Genomic DNA, 14,777 nt, shown 5'->3' on the forward strand with positions numbered 1-14,777 from the left:
AGGCATGCATCAGATGACGCAGACAGCTTCACCGTGGTTCGCCCCGGCCTCGGCGATCCCCTCCTCCTGGCTGTACGAGTCCTTCCGGATCGCCAACGAGCGCGAGCGGGAGCACCCCGGCCAGATCAAGCTGCACGTGGGTGAGCCCGCCTTCGGCCCGCCGGACTCCGTCGCCAAGGAGTTCGCCGCCGCGGTCATGGACGGCCGGGCCCGCTACATCGACGTGCAGGGGCTCCCGGAGCTCCGGGAGCGTCTCGCGGACAAGCTCGGCACCGTCAACCGCATCGACACCGAGCCCTCCCGGCTCTTCGTCACCCCCGGGTCGTGCCAGGGGCTCAGCGCCCTGATGCGCTGCCTCGCCGGCTCGGGAGCGGAGATCCTGATGCCGGAGATCCACTGGCCCGTGCACCTGCAACAGGCCCTTCTCGCCGGATTCCGCCCGGTGTTCTACCAGCTCGACGAGCACTTCGCACCCGACCCCGAGTCGATCCGGCAGGCGGCCACCCCCGCGACCCGGGCGCTGCTGCTCAACACCCCCTCGAACCCCACCGGTGCGGTCGCCGACCTGCCGCTGCAGCAGGCCCTGTACGCGATCGCCGACGAGCGGGGCTGGCAGATCATCAGCGACGAGGCCTACGAGGACTTCGCCTTCTCCGGCCCCCACCGGTCCATCGCCGCCCTGGAGCGCGACCGCCCCGCGGCGCGGCGCATCGTCAACAGCGTCTTCACCTTCTCCAAGGGGCCGGCGATGACCGGCTACCGGCTCGGCTACGTCGCGGTGTCGCGGCCGGAGACGGCCGACGCCATGCGCGCGGTCCAGGAGTCCTGCATCATCGCGCCCAACGCCCCCGTCCAGTACGCCGGACTGGCCGCCCTGGACGCGTCGGGAGCCCTCGCCGGCAACCACGACTTCGTACGGGGGAACCGCGACGCCGCGCTCGCCCCGCTGGTCGACGAAGGACTGCTGCCCGCGCTGCCCGGCGGCGGCTGGTACGCCATGGCCGACATCTCCTGCACCGGTCTGACCGGCGAGGAGTTCAGCGCCGAACTCATGCACCGCCACGACGTCGTGGTGGTTCCCGGCAGCGGGTTCTCCGCACGGCCCGACTTCGCCCCGGACGGCACGATGCGCCCGCTCGCGCCCGGCGGCGTCGCGTCCGGCCTGGTCCGGATCGCGTTCTGTGTCGACCGCGAGCAGCTCGTCACCGGCGTGGAACGTCTGGTCGCACTGGTCCGTGAGAAGAGGCAGCAGTGACACCCACCGAGGTGACCTACGCCTCCTACCTGAAACTCGACGCACTGCTCACCCTCCAGGAACCGCGTACCCCCGAGGAGGACGCGGACCTCACCACGGTGCTCTCCGAACAGTTCTTCATCGTCAGCCACCAGACCTGCGAACTGTGGCTGAAGCAGATCCTCGGCGACCTCGCCGCCGTGGAGGGCCACTTCCGGACGATGTCCACCGCGGGCCTGGAGCGGTCCGTGGACCTGCTCTACCGGTCCGGTGAGCTGCTGGGGCTGCTGCACGAGCAGCTGATGGCGCTCGAACGGCTGCCGCTGGAGGACTTCGTCCGGTTCCGGCAGTACCTCGGCACGGCCAGCGGCGCCCAGTCCAGCCAGTCCCACGAGCTGGAGCGGGTACTCGGCAGCGCCAGCCGCTCCGGAACGCTGTTCCTCGCCTTCCGTTCCGGGCTGGAGCGGATCGGCGCCGACCTGGAGGAGATCGTCGAGGCGGGTGTCGAGGCGGGCTCGTTCCACCGGGTCGTGGAGGCGATGCTCAGGGTCGGCAACGGCTACTTCCAGTGGAAGATCGGGCACGTGGGCCTGGTGATGAAGATGATCGGGGAACAGCGGGGCACCGCCGGCACCTCGGGGGCGGCGCACCTCCTGGACCGCGCCACGATGCCGTTCACCGAACTCCACGAACTGCGCGGCAAGATGCACGAGCGCCGGCGCCGGCCGGCGGGCTGACCGCGGCGCGAACAGCCCCGGAACGCACCCGCGGGCGCGTTCCGGGGGGCCCGTTCCGGGGCGCGTTCCGGGGCGCGTTCCGGAGCGGTCGGGTCAGCCGGCGGTCTCCAGGATGTAGCCCCGCCCCCATACGGTGCGCAGGCTCAGCCGGACGCCGTCCAGCCGCTGGCGCAGCCGCATGATGTGCAGGTCCACCGCGTTGCTGGTGACCGCCTCGTTGTTGATGCGGCCCAGGGCCTCCTTCAGCGTGTCCCGGCGGACGAGGTGGCCGAAGTCGGCCAGGAAGCAGCGCATCATCTCGCTCTGTGCCTCGGACATGGGCACCGACTGTCCGCCGTAGTAGAGCACCCCCGTCGGATCCAGCGCGGGCATGAAGTCGGTTCCGGTGCGTTGCTGCAGGGTGTGGACGCGAGCCGCCAGGTCGAGGCGGGCCACCGGCGGGCGCACCCAGTCCTCGGTGGGGGAGATGTCGCTCGGCGGTGCCGTCCGGCCCTCCAGGACCAGCAGGCACGGCAGTCCCGCCTCGCGCAGCTGGTCCCGTTCCCGGCTCTGCACCGGCCAGCGCAGGAATCTGACTTCTTGTTGGTGAGTGAGCGTGGCCATGGTCGTGACCCCGTTTCCCGTGACAAGTGACAGCTGGTGGTCGAGGACCCCGCGGCGTCGTCGGGGCGGGCGAGCGTCTCTCGGGCGCCGCCGCCGAAGCGGCCGGCCGACGGGCCGGCGGAGCCGGTCCGCGACGCTCGTGAAGGATTCTGCTGCCCGGTTTCGACGCCGGTTCCCGCGTGACGTCGTCACCGGCCCCCGTGACGCCGATCCTGTCGGGTCTCGATTCCAGGCCGGTTCCGGGTCGGTTCCGCTTCGACGGGAACTCGATTCCGCTTCGAGCGTGCCGCGCTCCTGCGGCGCGGCGCGGCGCGGCGCGGCGGGGCGGGGCGGGGCGCTGCGGGGCGCGGCGGGGCTCCGAAAGAACCACGACATGGTCGCATGGGCCCGCCCGGTGATCGGCAAGACACCCCGTAAGGGAACCGACCGCCCCGACCGCCGCGGTCATGCTCAGGAGCACGCGATGACGAACGAGAACAGCACATCGAGCCGCCGGGCCGCCGTCGTCGGCGCCGGCATCACCGGACCCCTGCTGTCCCTGTGCCTGGCGAGGCTGGGTTTCGAGGTGAACCTGTACGAGGCCTACGTACGCAGGGCGCAGGACGTCGGCTCGTTCCTCAACCTCGCTCCGAACGGGCGGGCCGTACTGGAGCGCCTGGGGCTGGCCGACCGGATCCTCGCCCGGGGCACCGCGGCGCACTCCATCAGCTTCGCCAATCACAGGGGCCGGGAACTCGTGCAGAACCCGGAGCGCACCACCAACATCATGCGCGGCGAGCTCAGCGGCGCCCTGCGCGAGGCGGCGGTCGACGGCGGGGTGAAACTGCACACCGCCAAGCGCCTCGTCGCCCTGGACGAGGACGACGACGGCCACTGGCACCTCGGCTTCGAGGACGGCGCGCGTGCCGAGGCCGACATCGTGCTCGGCTGCGACGGCGTGAACTCCACCACGCGCCGCCTGCTGCTCCCCGACGCGCCGCGGCCCACCTACACCGGGGTGGTCGGCTCCGGGGGCAGTTCGCGCACCGGCGCCGCGGAACTCCCCGTGGACGGCCGGTTCCACATGGTCTTCGGCCTGCGCGGCTTCTTCGGGTACCAGGTGATGTCGCCCGGGGTGGTGTGGTGGTTCGAGAACCACCAGGAGACCCGCGAACGCAGCTTCGCCGAGCTCGCCGAGATCGACGACGCGCGGTGGGTGGCCGGGCTGGCCGACCGGCACCGCCCCGACCCCGCCGTGATCCGGCGCATCCTGAGCGCCTCCACCGGACCGGTCGGCCGGTGGCCGGTCCACGAGGTGCCGCCCCTGGACACCTGGCACCGGGGGAGCGCCGCGGTGCTCGGGGACGCCGCGCACGCGGTGGCCCCGCACCTGGGCGCGGGCGCCGCGCTCGGTATGGAGGACGCCTACGAGCTCGCCCTGGCACTGCACGAACACCCGACCGCGCCGCAGGCGTTCACCGCGTTCGAGGAGTCCCGGCGGGACCGGGTCGCCGCGCTGGCGAAGCAGGCCCGGCAGACGGGGGCGGTGATGACTCCCGACCGGTGGATCACCCGGGTGATACGCGACCTGATGCTGCCGGTGGCCATCAGGCAGGGGGTGCGCAAGGGCACCGAGGCCTACTCCTACCGGCCTTCACCGTGGCCCGTGCGGGTCGGCTGAGACGCACCCGGGCGCGGCAGCAGCAGCCGCAGGGCCTCGTGCGGCCGGCCCTCGCGGGGGCGCGCCCCCGCGAGGGCCGGCGCGGGCGGCACGGAGGGCCGCCGGCTGCCGTCGTCCGCCGGGGCCGGCGTCTCAGCGCAGCCCGCCGGTGACGATCCACAGGTGACCGAAGGGGTCGCGCAGGCGTCCCTCCCGTTTGCCGTAGGGGCGGTTCTCCACCGGTACGACCACGGTGCCGCCGCCATCGACCATCCGCTCGGCGACGGCGTCCTGGTCGGTGAACTCCGCCTCCAGGAGGACCGGGGAGCCGCCGACGTCGTCGGGCGAGAGCCAGCCCCACTCGGGCACCGCGGGGGACAGGGAGAGCGGGGAACCGCCGACCTGCAGGACGACGACCATCACGCGGCCGCTGTCGTCCTGGGCGCGGAAGACCTCCCGGGCGCCCATGGCCTTCTGGTAGTAGGTCGCGGCGGTGTCGGGGTCCGGGACGATCAACCGTGGCGTGAGACTCATGAGTTGACTCTATTTCCCTGCGCGGCGGCCCGCAGGGGTGACGCGCTCGGTTCGAGCCACGTGCCGCGGACGCCCTCCCCTCCCGGATGGCCGCACCGTGCGCCGGAGGGCGCGAGGGGAGCCGGAGGCGTTCGCGGAGGCCCGGCGCCACGACGTCCCCGTTCCGGCAAGGCCGTCGGGCGGAGCGCTGCCGCCGATGCCAGGGACACCGACGGGGCTGTGGACCGTACTGTCGTCAGGGACGTCCACACGGGTCGCGCCCCGCTTGGACCCCTGCCGGCGACGCCGCCGGTCCCGAGACCACCGGTCCCGACGCCACCGGTCCCGAGACCACCGGTCCCGACGCCACCGGTCCCGACGCCACCGGTCCCGAGACCACCGGTCCCGACGCCACCGGTCCCGACGCCACCGGTCCCGAGACCGCCGGTCCCGAGACCACCGGTCCCGAGACCACCGGTCCCGAGACCACCGGTCCCGAGACCACCGGTCCCGAGACCACCGGTCCCGAGACCACCGGTCCCGAGACCACCGGTCCCGAGACCACCGGTCCCGAGACCACCGGTCCCGAGACCACCGGTCCCGAGACCACCGGTCCCGACGCCGCCGGTCCCGAGACCACCGGTCCCGAGACCACCGGTCCCGACACCGCCGGTCCCGAGACCACCGGTCCCGACGCCGCCGGTCCCGAGACCACCGGTCCCGACGCCGCCGGTCCCGAGACCACCGGTCCCGACGCCGCCGGTCCCGAGACCACCGGTCCCGAGACCACCGGTCCCGAGACCACCGGTCCCGACACTCGCGGCCCGCACGCGGGCGGCTGCGAGCGGGATAATGAACCGAGAAGATCCCACAAGCTCGCGGACATGCCATGGACAACGACACCGCGCTCCTGGCTCCCTACGGCGACCTTCCCGAACCCGGCGGGGCCGCCTACCTTCTCGTGGACGCGCAGGGCGCCCTGCTGAGCTGGAGCCGCCGGATGCAGCAGCTCCTCGGATACTCCGCGGCCGACCTGCGGCGGCTTCGCCTGTCCGAGCTGTTCGACGGCGCGGCGACCGCCGCGCGGCTGACCGGCTCCGGTCCACCCGGCCAGGCCGACTCCGTCACTTCGGCCCGCATGCGCCGCAAAGAAGGCACCACCGTCGAGATGGTGCTGCGGTCGCATTCCGTTCTCGGCGCCGACGGCGGGAACTACCGGCTCATCCAGGCGGACACCGCCGATGCCGCACGCCAGGGCGATCTGCGCCGTGCCCTGCTGCGGGGACTGTTCACCGAGTCCCCGTACATCATCGACGTCTTCGACGACCAGCTGCGCTTCCTGGCCCAGAACCACTCACAGGTACGCGCCACGGGCTTCACCCATCGTGTCACCGGTCTCACCATGCGTGAGGCCGCCCCGCCCGGACTGCTGGACTTCGACGCCCTGGAGGAGCGCCAGCGGCGCGTTCTCGCCACCGGCGAGCCCATGATCGCCAACGAGGTCCGCGGCCGTCTCCCCGAAGCCGACCGCGACGCGGTGTGGTCGGAGACCATCGTCCCGCTGCGCAGCGGCGCGGGAGAGATCTTCGCCCTGGCCCACCTGGTGCTCGACATCACCGAGGAGACCCGCGCCCGAGAACGCCTGGCCCTGGTCAACGACGCCGGCGCGAGGATCGGGAGCACCCTGGACGTCATGCAGACCGCGCAGGAACTCACCGACGTCGTCGTCCCCGGGTTCGCCGACTACGCCTACGTCAACCTGCTGGACTCGGTGCTTGCGGGCAGGGAGCCGGAGCCCGGCCCGGTGGGCGACGCCGTGCCGCTGCGCCGCGCGGCGCAGTCCGTGATCCCCGGAGGGCCCGTCGACACCCGCGTCACCCGCGGGGAGCGCGACCGTTTCGCCTCCGCACCCGGCTCGCTCGTCGCCCAGGTACTCGCCAGCGGCGAGCCGCGGCTGCTGACCGGTGAGCAGCTGTTCCACGAGTTCGTCACAGCAGACCCCCGGCGGGCGACCCTGACCCGCGAACACGGGGTGCGCTCCTGGATGCTGGTGCCGATGTACGCGCGGGGCACGGCGCTGGGCACCGTCGTCTTCACCCGGTTCCGGCAGGCCGATCCCTTCGAGGCCGATGACATCCTCCTCGCCCAGGAGTTCGCCGCGCGGGCCGGCGTGTGCCTCGACAACGCCAGCCGCTACACCCACGAACGCACCACGGCGCTGGCGCTGCAGCACAGCCTCCTGCCTCAGCGCCTGCCCGCGCTGAGCGGCCTGGAGACGGCCTCGCGGTACCTGCCCGCCGGAGGCCGGGGCACCCTGGGGGGCGCCTGGTTCGACGTGATCCGCCTCTCCAGCGCCCGCGCCGGCCTGGTCGTCGGCGACGCTCCGGGCCACGGGCTCCAGGCGGCCGTCACCATGGGCCGCCTGCGCACCGCCGTACGCACCCTCGCCGACATGGACCTGCCACCCGAGGAACTGCTCACCGAAGTGGACGAGCAGGTCAAACGCTGGCAGGAGGAACAGGGGCCGGGGGCCGTGGGGGCAACCGGAACGACCTGCCTGTACGCGACCTTCGACCCGATCTCACGGCGCTGCACCCTGGCCAGTGCCGGCCACCCGGCGCCGCTGCGGATCACGGCCGACGGAGAGATCACCCCCCTGGAGCTGCCCCACGGGCCGCCCCTGGGCGTCAGCGGCATCCCCTTCGCGAGCGACGAGGTGCAGCTGGCCGACGACGATCTGCTGGTGCTGCACACCCGCGGCCTCGACCGCCACGACGGCCGGCAGCCCCCCGACTCCGGCCACACACCGCTGAGCGAGGTCCTGGCCGCCGCCCGCGCCGCCCACCGGCCAGGCTCCGGCACCGGGCTGAGCACACTGTGCGACACCGTCCTGCGCCGTCTCTTCCCGTCCCTCCCGCACCGGGACGTCGCGCTCCTGGTGACCCGGGTTCACTCACTGGACGACGGCCGCCACGTCACCTGGGAACTGGCCTCCGCCCCCGAGTCCGTCCCCCGCGCACGCAAACTGACCTCCGGACAGCTGGCCGACTGGCAGCTCCAGGAGCTGGACTTCACCACCGAGGTCGTCGTCAGTGAACTGGTCACCAACGCCATCCGCTACGGCAAACCGCCCATCACGCTGCGCCTGATCCGCGACCGCAACCTCATCTGCGAGGTGTCCGACGGCAGCAGCACCTCACCCCACGTGCGGCGGGCGCTGGAGACGGACGAGGGAGGGCGCGGACTGTTCATGGTCGCCCAGCTCGCAGAGCTGTGGGGAACCCGCTACCACGCACGCGGCAAGTCCATCTGGGCCGAGGAGCCCATCGACACGGCCGCCTGAGGACGGCCGCCGATCATGCCGGCGCACTGCTCCTCGGACCAGGAGTCGTACTGCTCCGCGCTGATCTGCGAATGCATCCACGCGGGCGCCACCCTCTCGGCGGGCATGGGCCACCTCCTTCGAGGAGCCTCGTCAGGGCTGGCACTGCTGCGCCCGGCCTACTGTTCCGAGGTGTCGGGCCGCCCGTGGGCGTCGGCTGAGAGTCGAACGCCGCTATCAGACGCATGCGCACCTGTTCGTGCGTTTGGGTGAATCTTGGTCGAAGGCCGTTCGTGACGGGCAGGGTCCGACTTTGACTGTGTGTGTCCGTCATCGGGGCGGACACGTTCAGGATGGAGTTTCGGGTTGGCGAGGAAAGTGGTCCGGGCCGTTCTGGTCTCGGCGCTGGCTGCGGGGTCGCTGTCGGCCGGCACGCTGAGTGCCGAGGCCGCCGACGGACGGTGCGCGGACGGTGTGTGCCGTGCGGAGTTCACCAAGACCCAGGAGTGGGTCGAGTTCACGGTTCCCAAGGGTGTGCACAGTCTCACCGCCTACGTCTGGGGCGCGGGCGGAGGTGGCGGCAGCGGAGCCACCGGTGGAGGCGGCGGGGGCGGGGGCGGCACCAATGTGTCGTCGATCCTCGTCAAGAACGTCCGCAACGGTGGTGGTGGCGGCGGTGCAGGCGGAGGTGGTGGTGCCGGCGGAGGCGGCGGCGGCGCGGGAGGCTACGCGTACGGGACGATCAAGGTCACTCCCGGGCAGAAGCTGAAGGTGTTCGTCGGCCGTGGTGGGAAGGGTGCCGCTGCGGGCGGCACCGGAAGTCCCGGCGGGGCCGGCTCCCAGGCCGAGAAGGGCGGTGGGGGCAAGGACGCCTACAACGCTGCAGTCGGCGGCAACGGCGGCGGCTCGAACATCACCGACATCAAGGCCCGCACGTGGCTGCTGGACATCGGCGGGGGAAGCGGCGGCGGACACGGCAACGGTGGCAAGGGCGGGGAGGGAGGATGCGGCGACTGGACCGGCCCCAACTGCGCCGTCTACGCCCCCACTCCCATCCCGATTCCGAATCAGCCGCCGTCCTACCCGATGCGCGGCGGTGACGGCGGCGCTCCGGGCCAGGGCGGCCCGCTCAGCAAGGGAGGTTGGGGCGGGGGCAATGGTGTTGTCGACCCGAACGTCCAGGGCCAGTGGTATGGCGGCGGTGACGGCGGGAAAGGCCAGACTGGCAACCCCGGTTCCCACGGCTGGAAGGGCGGGGACGGCGGCATGTACATCGGCGCTGGCGGGAACCTGCCTGCTGCCCCTGCCGGGCAGCCCGGTGCGGGCGGTTCGGGCGGTGCGGGTGGTGCGGGCGGCGCGGTCCCGGCTTCCGACATCGCACCTCCGTCGTATGTCGGCAGAGGCGGTGACGGCGGAACCGGCGGCAGGGGCGGTGACGGCGGCCGAGGAGCCGAAGGAGCCACGAACCAGCGCGGACCCGAGAACTCGGGCCGCGACGGCGCCGAAGGCAAGGTCGGATCCAACAGCCAGGACGGCGGGGACGGCTACGTCCTGATCACCTGGAACCAGCCCGGGTTCTGATCGCGGGCGCTCCGAACCGAAGCAGCCACCAGTGCCACAGGGCGCATCCGAACAGCGCGCCCGAAGGGGCTTCAGCCGTTGATCATCCAGGCGGGGCCGTCCCCATGCGCAGGACTCCGTAGTGGGCCGCCGGTGCGCTGCTCGCCCTCGTGGCGGTGATCAACAATCGGACTGCCTGAGTCGTGTCGTCTCTCCCGAACAGCGGCCGATTGGCCGTGGCAGACCACGAGATCGAGGCATGTCGTGGATGCTCAGGGGTGACTGACCCTACTGAGCTGTCAGCTTGGATCCACCGCGTGAATCCTGATCGGGTCTGCTGATCGTTTTCCGGATGAGTGTCCGGTTTCGGGCGGGGGCGGGTGCCGGATGGCCGGTCCGGTGGCGGGGTCTTTGAGGTCCTTCGGGTCGTGGGCGGGTAGTCGGTCCGGCTGGTCAGGTGCGCAGGCGGTGGCAGACGGCCGTCCAGAGGTTCTCCAGTGCCTCCAGCGTGCGTCACGTGATGGCGCGTGAGTGCACATCGGGCACACAGGGGAAGGGGTCGCGGGCTTCGTCGCTGGAGTCGTACGTTGTGAGAGGCTGGGCCGCATGAACCGGTTGGCTGGTGCGACCTCGCCTTATCTTCTTCAGCATGCGGACAACCCGGTCGACTGGCGGCCCTGGGAGCCGGAGGCGTTCGAGGAAGCACGGCGGCGCGACGTCCCCGTGTTCCTGAGCGTCGGCTACAGCGCCTGCCACTGGTGCCAATGAACTGCAGCGTGCCCGTGCGCTGGGTGTCAAGGCGCTGGCCGGGGCGAGGTCTACGGCGGTAGTCTGCGGCACACCGCACGTCTCCTGGGCTTCAACTACGCCCTCGCGGTCCGCTCCGACCACCACGTCAGCACGCCGGCCGGCCGCTTCACCGCCCTCGAACTCGTCGCCCGTATCCTGCGGCGTGCCTGGACGCGCATGCGCACCGGCCACGGGACCAAGGGCGATCGTCACCACAACTGGGTCATGGGCTCCGTGATCGCTGTGGAATACGGCTCCGGCGAGGCTGCCCCGCGTCCGGGCGGCGGCCTGGAGTGCGTCGGTGACCAGCTCGGCGCGCATGTGGTCGGCGATCGACCAGCCCACCAGGCGGCGTGAGAAGCAGTCGATCACCGTCGCCAGATACAGGAACTCGCCGTCGCCCACCGGCAGGTAGGTGATGGCCCCGACATACTTGGTGTTCGGCTCACTCGCGGTGAAGTCGCGGCCCAGGAGGTCCGGCACCAATGTGGCGGGCGGTTCGGGCAGGGTGGTGACCTGGCGTTTGCGCAGCCGCAGCCCGGCGATGCCGTACTTGCGCATGATCCGTCCGGCGCGCTTGTGGTTCACGCGCTCGCCGTCGTCGCTCAGCTCGGCGGTGATCCGGGGCCGGCCGTAGGCGCCGTCCCATTCGGCGTGGACGGCCTTGATCCGCGCGGCGAGAGCGGCATCCGCCCGTTCACGTGCGGCGCGGGCCTCGCGGCCGGACCGCCATTTGTAGCAGCTGGAGCGGGCGACCTACGGTACGGCGCACAACCTCTTCACGCCCCAGGCGTGGTGGTGGTCCTCGATGAACTGGAAGCGGTTGGTCACCAGGTCATCTCTTGTGCGAAAGACTTCGTGGCCTTGCGGAGGATGGCCCGTTCGGTGGCGAGCTTGTGCATCTCCTTGTGGGCCGCTGCCAGCTCGCGGCGCAGGGCCTCGTTCACGGCCTGAAGTTCCTCGGCCGTCGGCGGGGAATCCACCGTGTCCTTCTCCGTGCTCGTCGTGCTGCCCCCGCCGTGGCGGGCCCGCTCGGCCCGCACCCAGTTACGCAGCGTCTCGCGGCTGATCCCCAGATCCTTGCCGATGCCCTCGAAGGTATGGCTCGGATCCGTCACCATAAAAGATGCCTCCTACCCGACCCCTGCCGGGGCAGGGATCAGAGGTGGCCACCACCCGGGACAGGTCCCCGAGCGGGCCAGGGCATGAGGTCGCCGAAGGGACGTACCAGGGCACGGCGCGGTAGGACGCCGGTGATGGGGGTATGTGGCTCCAACCAGGCCCAAGGCTCCGTAGCCGGCGTCGTGTGCTTCAAGTTGCCCTCCTACACTCCCGACCTCAACCCCACCAAGGGGGTGTGGTCCCTGCTCAAACGGTCGCTGGAGAACTTCGCCGCCAACCGCGATCACCTCGTCCGCGTCATGGAGCGCTAGCTGAAGAAGGTCAGGTACCGCCCGCACCTGCTCGACGGCTGCCTCGCCGGGATCAGCCTGATCATCGAGCCTGCTTGACCAGCCCGCCCGCTATCGCGGGTTCAACCTCAGTAGTCGGGGCCCGTCACGGCCGAGATCATGTCATGTTCATGCATGCCATGCGCAAATAGGTCACATGTGCGTGCAGTTTGAGTCACTCGCGCCGCATCCTTCCCGCACGAGACCGGAGAGGCGCTCCAAGGTGCGACTATCTGTTTCTGAGTGATCCACCCTTGAGGTGGGTCGGCCTCTGTCGATAGCGGCCGGATAGGTGTCACCTCAATCTTTACCGAGCAATCGATTGCTATTGAATCTGGAGTCCTGCATGGTGTTCAGTCGACTGCGTTTGGCGGCTGCAGCTGCTGCCGTCGGCCTCGTATCGATCGGCATAACTGCCCCTGCCTCGGCACAGGAACGATTTGAAAGTGCCACCGTCGTCACCGAGGTGGCCGGCGTCGAAATATCACCTACAGCATCGGCCGACACGCGCGCAATCGCGGCTTCCAAGCCTCAGGCCGTTCGGGCGACAGCCAACATCTGCGGGACTGGCTACAGGCTCGAATATGTGGAGCGCCTGCCTGATGCACGCAGGTTTGGGACGCTGTTCACGTATCTGACTAACGAAAAGCCATTTAAGGCATGCGCTCTTTTCGACAACAATCTGGGCGTTGCTAAGTATATGAAGCTTAAGCTTTGCCCCAACAATCGCACCAAGCCGTGCGCTGTGGATGAGGGAACCTTCAGCCAATATGCGGGACCTGTGCGAGTAAATGATGACGGCTGCGCCCAGGTGACAGCGATCATGAAGGATTCACGTACGTCTTCCAAGGCGCTCATTGACCGGCAGTTCCGTATCCTCTGCGACTAGCGGGAAGGCGGGCGGCTAATAGAGAAACGATACGGTGGTCGATCAACTTCGCGACGAGCCCTCACTTCGGCCAGTTTAGCGGCCTCGGCAATCGGAGTTATGTGTAGCTCCTGCGCTGGTCCGGAAGTTGCGCGTCGGCTTTCGGGCCGGAAACACCGCCTGCTCCAGTGCCGCCGAGCCCAATGCTCGCTCTGTCTTCGCCTGGAGTGGACGGATGCGGTTCGCAGGAAGAGGGCAAGGGAGGGGCCGACGCTGAAAACGGATGGTGCTCTCGTGTCACGGCGATCATGAAACACTACAAGACCTTCACCGCGGCTCTGATCGACCGCGCGTGGACCATAAGGTGCAACTGAGGGCGAGCAAGTCATGCTTTCTTCCATAACCCGCCACACATCGGCTGCCGTACTCATCTCGGCCGTTGCACTCGGCGCTCTGTCCACCGGCTGCGGAGCGCCTCCAGACGCCCCATCGGTGCAGCAGCCTGCGGCACTCCCCGAAACCGCCCCGCCTGCTCCTGCCGCAGCACCGTCGCAGGGGGAGAAGCAGGACGACGTGAGTAGGGAGCGGGCGGAACGAGAAGCCGTACCCGGTGCCGTTCCGGTCACGCCCGGCAAGGCACAAGGCGGCGAAGACCTCGGTGACCCTGTCGCGAAGCGAGGAGACGTGGCCGCCTTCCCCCCCGTCAGGAGCAGCGACGAAATCACAGTACCCGTGAACATCACGAACACAGGCACAAAGAGGATGATCTACCGGGTTGAGGTACGGGTGACCGGTCCGGGTGGGTTCGATGTCACACGGTCCTTGGAAACCGACACAGTAGGCGTCTATCCAGGCGCGTCGTGGCCGACTGAGCTGACATTCGCCGATCCGGGCAAGCCAGTTCCGGAGAACCCCCGAATCGCCATCGTCAGGAGTTCCACCGAAGTTATTGATCAGTAACTCATGGGGTTCTCGTCCAGGACGTAGCGGACGTGTGGGCCGCCGAAGTAGCCGCGGACGATGTGTGGCTGACGCTGGCGTCTGCGGAAGAAGCGGCGGGTCTCGGCGGCGAGTTCGGCCTGGTCACGGGCTCGGTGCTGCCGGGGCAGGCTGTGCTTGAGGTCGGCGTTGACCAGCTCGTCGGGGTTCAGCTCTGGCGAGTACGGCGGCAGGAAGTGCAGTTCGACGTCGTCGGGGTGGGCGGCGAGCCAGTCGCGGACCCTCTTGGAGCGGTGGGCGGAGTGCCCGTCGACCACGAGGTGGACCTTGTGGTCGAAGTGGCCGGCAAGCCGGTCCAGGAAGCGGCACATCACCTCCGCGGTGAAGCTCTCGGTGAAGACCATGAAGTGCATCCGGCCCTTGGTGCTGATCGCCGACATCGCGTTCACCGGGAACCGGTTCCCGCTCCGCCGCACCACGGGCGTCTTCCCCTTCTCACCCCAGGTGCGGCCGGTGACCTGATCCGAGCGGATGCCGGCCTGGTCGGCGAAGAGGATCTCACCGCCTTCGACCTTCGCCTTCGCCTTCGCACGGATCTCCGGCCAGGTCTCCTGATGCCAGCGCGCCACCGCCTCCGGGTCCTGCTCGACGGCCCGTTTGTCCGGACGCTGGAAGGACAGCCCCCAACGCCTGAGGTACTTGCCCACCCCCGGTTCGGTCAGCCGCACCCGGTACAGCTTCGCGATCAGTTCGCCCACCAGCCGCCGCGTCCACAACTGCCCACTCAGCCCCACGTCGCAGGGCCGGTGGTCGAGGACCGCCTGCCGCACGGCGGCCTGCTCGGCCTCCCCGAGCACCTGGTGCACCCCGACCGGCTTGCCCCGCGGCCGCATGACCAGCGCCTCCCGCCCGCCGGCCTGCCACTTCGCCCACCACCCGTCGACGGCCTTCAGCGACACCCCGAAGACCGCCGCCACGTCCTCACGGTCCCGGCCCGCCACCAACGCGGCCACCGCCCGCAGCCGCAGGGCCTCCTGCGCCGACGGCGACAGATGTCGCGCGTCCCCCACCAGATCGCTCACACCCCACCAACGACCCAGAATCCAAACCGTTTCGGATCAA

At 70.3% G+C, this 14,777-nt stretch carries 10 protein-coding genes and 3 pseudogenes; 8 read left to right on the top strand and 5 right to left on the bottom strand.

Going from position 1 to position 14,777, the window contains the following annotated elements; genetic code table 11:
• Nucleotides 1–13 precede the first annotated feature (13 nt).
• Nucleotides 14–1,255: a pyridoxal phosphate-dependent aminotransferase gene (locus AC5K6T_RS02290; RefSeq protein ID WP_493205134.1), complete on the top strand. Its 1,242-nt coding sequence runs from the start codon at nucleotides 14–16 to the stop codon at nucleotides 1,253–1,255.
• On the top strand, nucleotides 1,252–1,971 hold the full coding sequence (locus AC5K6T_RS02295; protein WP_493205135.1) for a tryptophan 2,3-dioxygenase family protein: 720 nt from the start codon (nucleotides 1,252–1,254) through the stop codon (nucleotides 1,969–1,971). The genes AC5K6T_RS02290 and AC5K6T_RS02295 overlap by 4 nt, the downstream gene beginning before the upstream one ends.
• 93 nt (nucleotides 1,972–2,064) lie before the next feature.
• Here the strand turns inward: AC5K6T_RS02295 and AC5K6T_RS02300 are convergent, their stop codons facing one another.
• The gene (locus AC5K6T_RS02300; protein WP_493205137.1) at nucleotides 2,065–2,574 is read right to left on the bottom strand and encodes a helix-turn-helix domain-containing protein; all 510 of its coding nucleotides are present in this window, start codon (nucleotides 2,572–2,574) and stop codon (nucleotides 2,065–2,067) included.
• Between the two features lie 463 nt (nucleotides 2,575–3,037).
• Here AC5K6T_RS02300 and AC5K6T_RS02305 point away from each other — a divergent pair, with 463 nt between their 5' ends.
• Nucleotides 3,038–4,234: an FAD-dependent oxidoreductase gene (locus AC5K6T_RS02305; RefSeq protein ID WP_493205139.1), complete on the top strand. Its 1,197-nt coding sequence runs from the start codon at nucleotides 3,038–3,040 to the stop codon at nucleotides 4,232–4,234.
• Between the two features lie 132 nt (nucleotides 4,235–4,366).
• Here the strand turns inward: AC5K6T_RS02305 and AC5K6T_RS02310 are convergent, their stop codons facing one another.
• Complete coding sequence (locus tag AC5K6T_RS02310; protein ID WP_493205141.1) at nucleotides 4,367–4,747, bottom strand: VOC family protein; 381 nt, start codon at nucleotides 4,745–4,747, stop codon at nucleotides 4,367–4,369.
• An 868-nt stretch (nucleotides 4,748–5,615) separates the two neighbouring features.
• Between AC5K6T_RS02310 and AC5K6T_RS02315 the strand changes: the two genes are divergently transcribed.
• On the top strand, nucleotides 5,616–8,069 hold the full coding sequence (locus AC5K6T_RS02315) for a SpoIIE family protein phosphatase (protein ID WP_493205143.1): 2,454 nt from the start codon (nucleotides 5,616–5,618) through the stop codon (nucleotides 8,067–8,069).
• A gap of 14 nt (nucleotides 8,070–8,083) precedes the next feature.
• On the opposite strand, the pseudogene AC5K6T_RS02320 reads toward AC5K6T_RS02315, so the two are convergent.
• Nucleotides 8,084–8,176: pseudogene (locus AC5K6T_RS02320) on the bottom strand (Uma2 family endonuclease); the annotation flags it as partial.
• Between the two features lie 238 nt (nucleotides 8,177–8,414).
• Here AC5K6T_RS02320 and AC5K6T_RS02325 point away from each other — a divergent pair.
• Nucleotides 8,415–9,629: a hypothetical protein gene (locus tag AC5K6T_RS02325; protein ID WP_493205145.1), complete on the top strand. Its 1,215-nt coding sequence runs from the start codon at nucleotides 8,415–8,417 to the stop codon at nucleotides 9,627–9,629.
• A 585-nt stretch (nucleotides 9,630–10,214) separates the two neighbouring features.
• Nucleotides 10,215–10,370: pseudogene (locus tag AC5K6T_RS02330) on the top strand (DUF255 domain-containing protein); the annotation flags it as partial.
• A 255-nt stretch (nucleotides 10,371–10,625) separates the two neighbouring features.
• Here AC5K6T_RS02330 and AC5K6T_RS02335 read toward each other — a convergent pair.
• Nucleotides 10,626–11,518 (bottom strand): annotated as a pseudogene (locus AC5K6T_RS02335) (IS3 family transposase); the annotation flags it as partial.
• A 183-nt stretch (nucleotides 11,519–11,701) separates the two neighbouring features.
• Here AC5K6T_RS02335 and AC5K6T_RS02340 point away from each other — a divergent pair.
• Entirely contained in the window at nucleotides 11,702–11,830 is a 129-nt protein-coding gene (locus tag AC5K6T_RS02340) for a hypothetical protein (protein WP_493205147.1), read from the top strand.
• A 364-nt stretch (nucleotides 11,831–12,194) separates the two neighbouring features.
• Complete coding sequence (locus AC5K6T_RS02345) at nucleotides 12,195–12,737, top strand: hypothetical protein (RefSeq protein WP_493205148.1); 543 nt, start codon at nucleotides 12,195–12,197, stop codon at nucleotides 12,735–12,737.
• A gap of 932 nt (nucleotides 12,738–13,669) precedes the next feature.
• Here the strand turns inward: AC5K6T_RS02345 and AC5K6T_RS02350 are convergent.
• Complete coding sequence (locus AC5K6T_RS02350) at nucleotides 13,670–14,737, bottom strand: IS630 family transposase (RefSeq protein ID WP_493205150.1); 1,068 nt, start codon at nucleotides 14,735–14,737, stop codon at nucleotides 13,670–13,672.
• Between the last annotated feature and the right edge of the window lie 40 nt (nucleotides 14,738–14,777).

The organism is Streptomyces sp. B8-7, assembly GCF_058833805.1.

What these genes read in the sequence shown, in the direction of transcription:
- AC5K6T_RS02310 (WP_493205141.1), bottom strand. Translation starts at nt 4,747, where the DNA reads ATGAGTCTCACGCCACGGTTGATCGTCCCGGACCCCGACACCGCCGCG.
- AC5K6T_RS02305 (WP_493205139.1), top strand. Translation starts at nt 3,038, where the DNA reads ATGACGAACGAGAACAGCACATCGAGCCGCCGGGCCGCCGTCGTCGGC.
- AC5K6T_RS02315 (WP_493205143.1), top strand. Translation starts at nt 5,616, where the DNA reads ATGGACAACGACACCGCGCTCCTGGCTCCCTACGGCGACCTTCCCGAA.
- AC5K6T_RS02345 (WP_493205148.1), top strand. Translation starts at nt 12,195, where the DNA reads ATGGTGTTCAGTCGACTGCGTTTGGCGGCTGCAGCTGCTGCCGTCGGC.
- AC5K6T_RS02300 (WP_493205137.1), bottom strand. Translation starts at nt 2,574, where the DNA reads ATGGCCACGCTCACTCACCAACAAGAAGTCAGATTCCTGCGCTGGCCG.
- AC5K6T_RS02290 (WP_493205134.1), top strand. Translation starts at nt 14, where the DNA reads ATGACGCAGACAGCTTCACCGTGGTTCGCCCCGGCCTCGGCGATCCCC.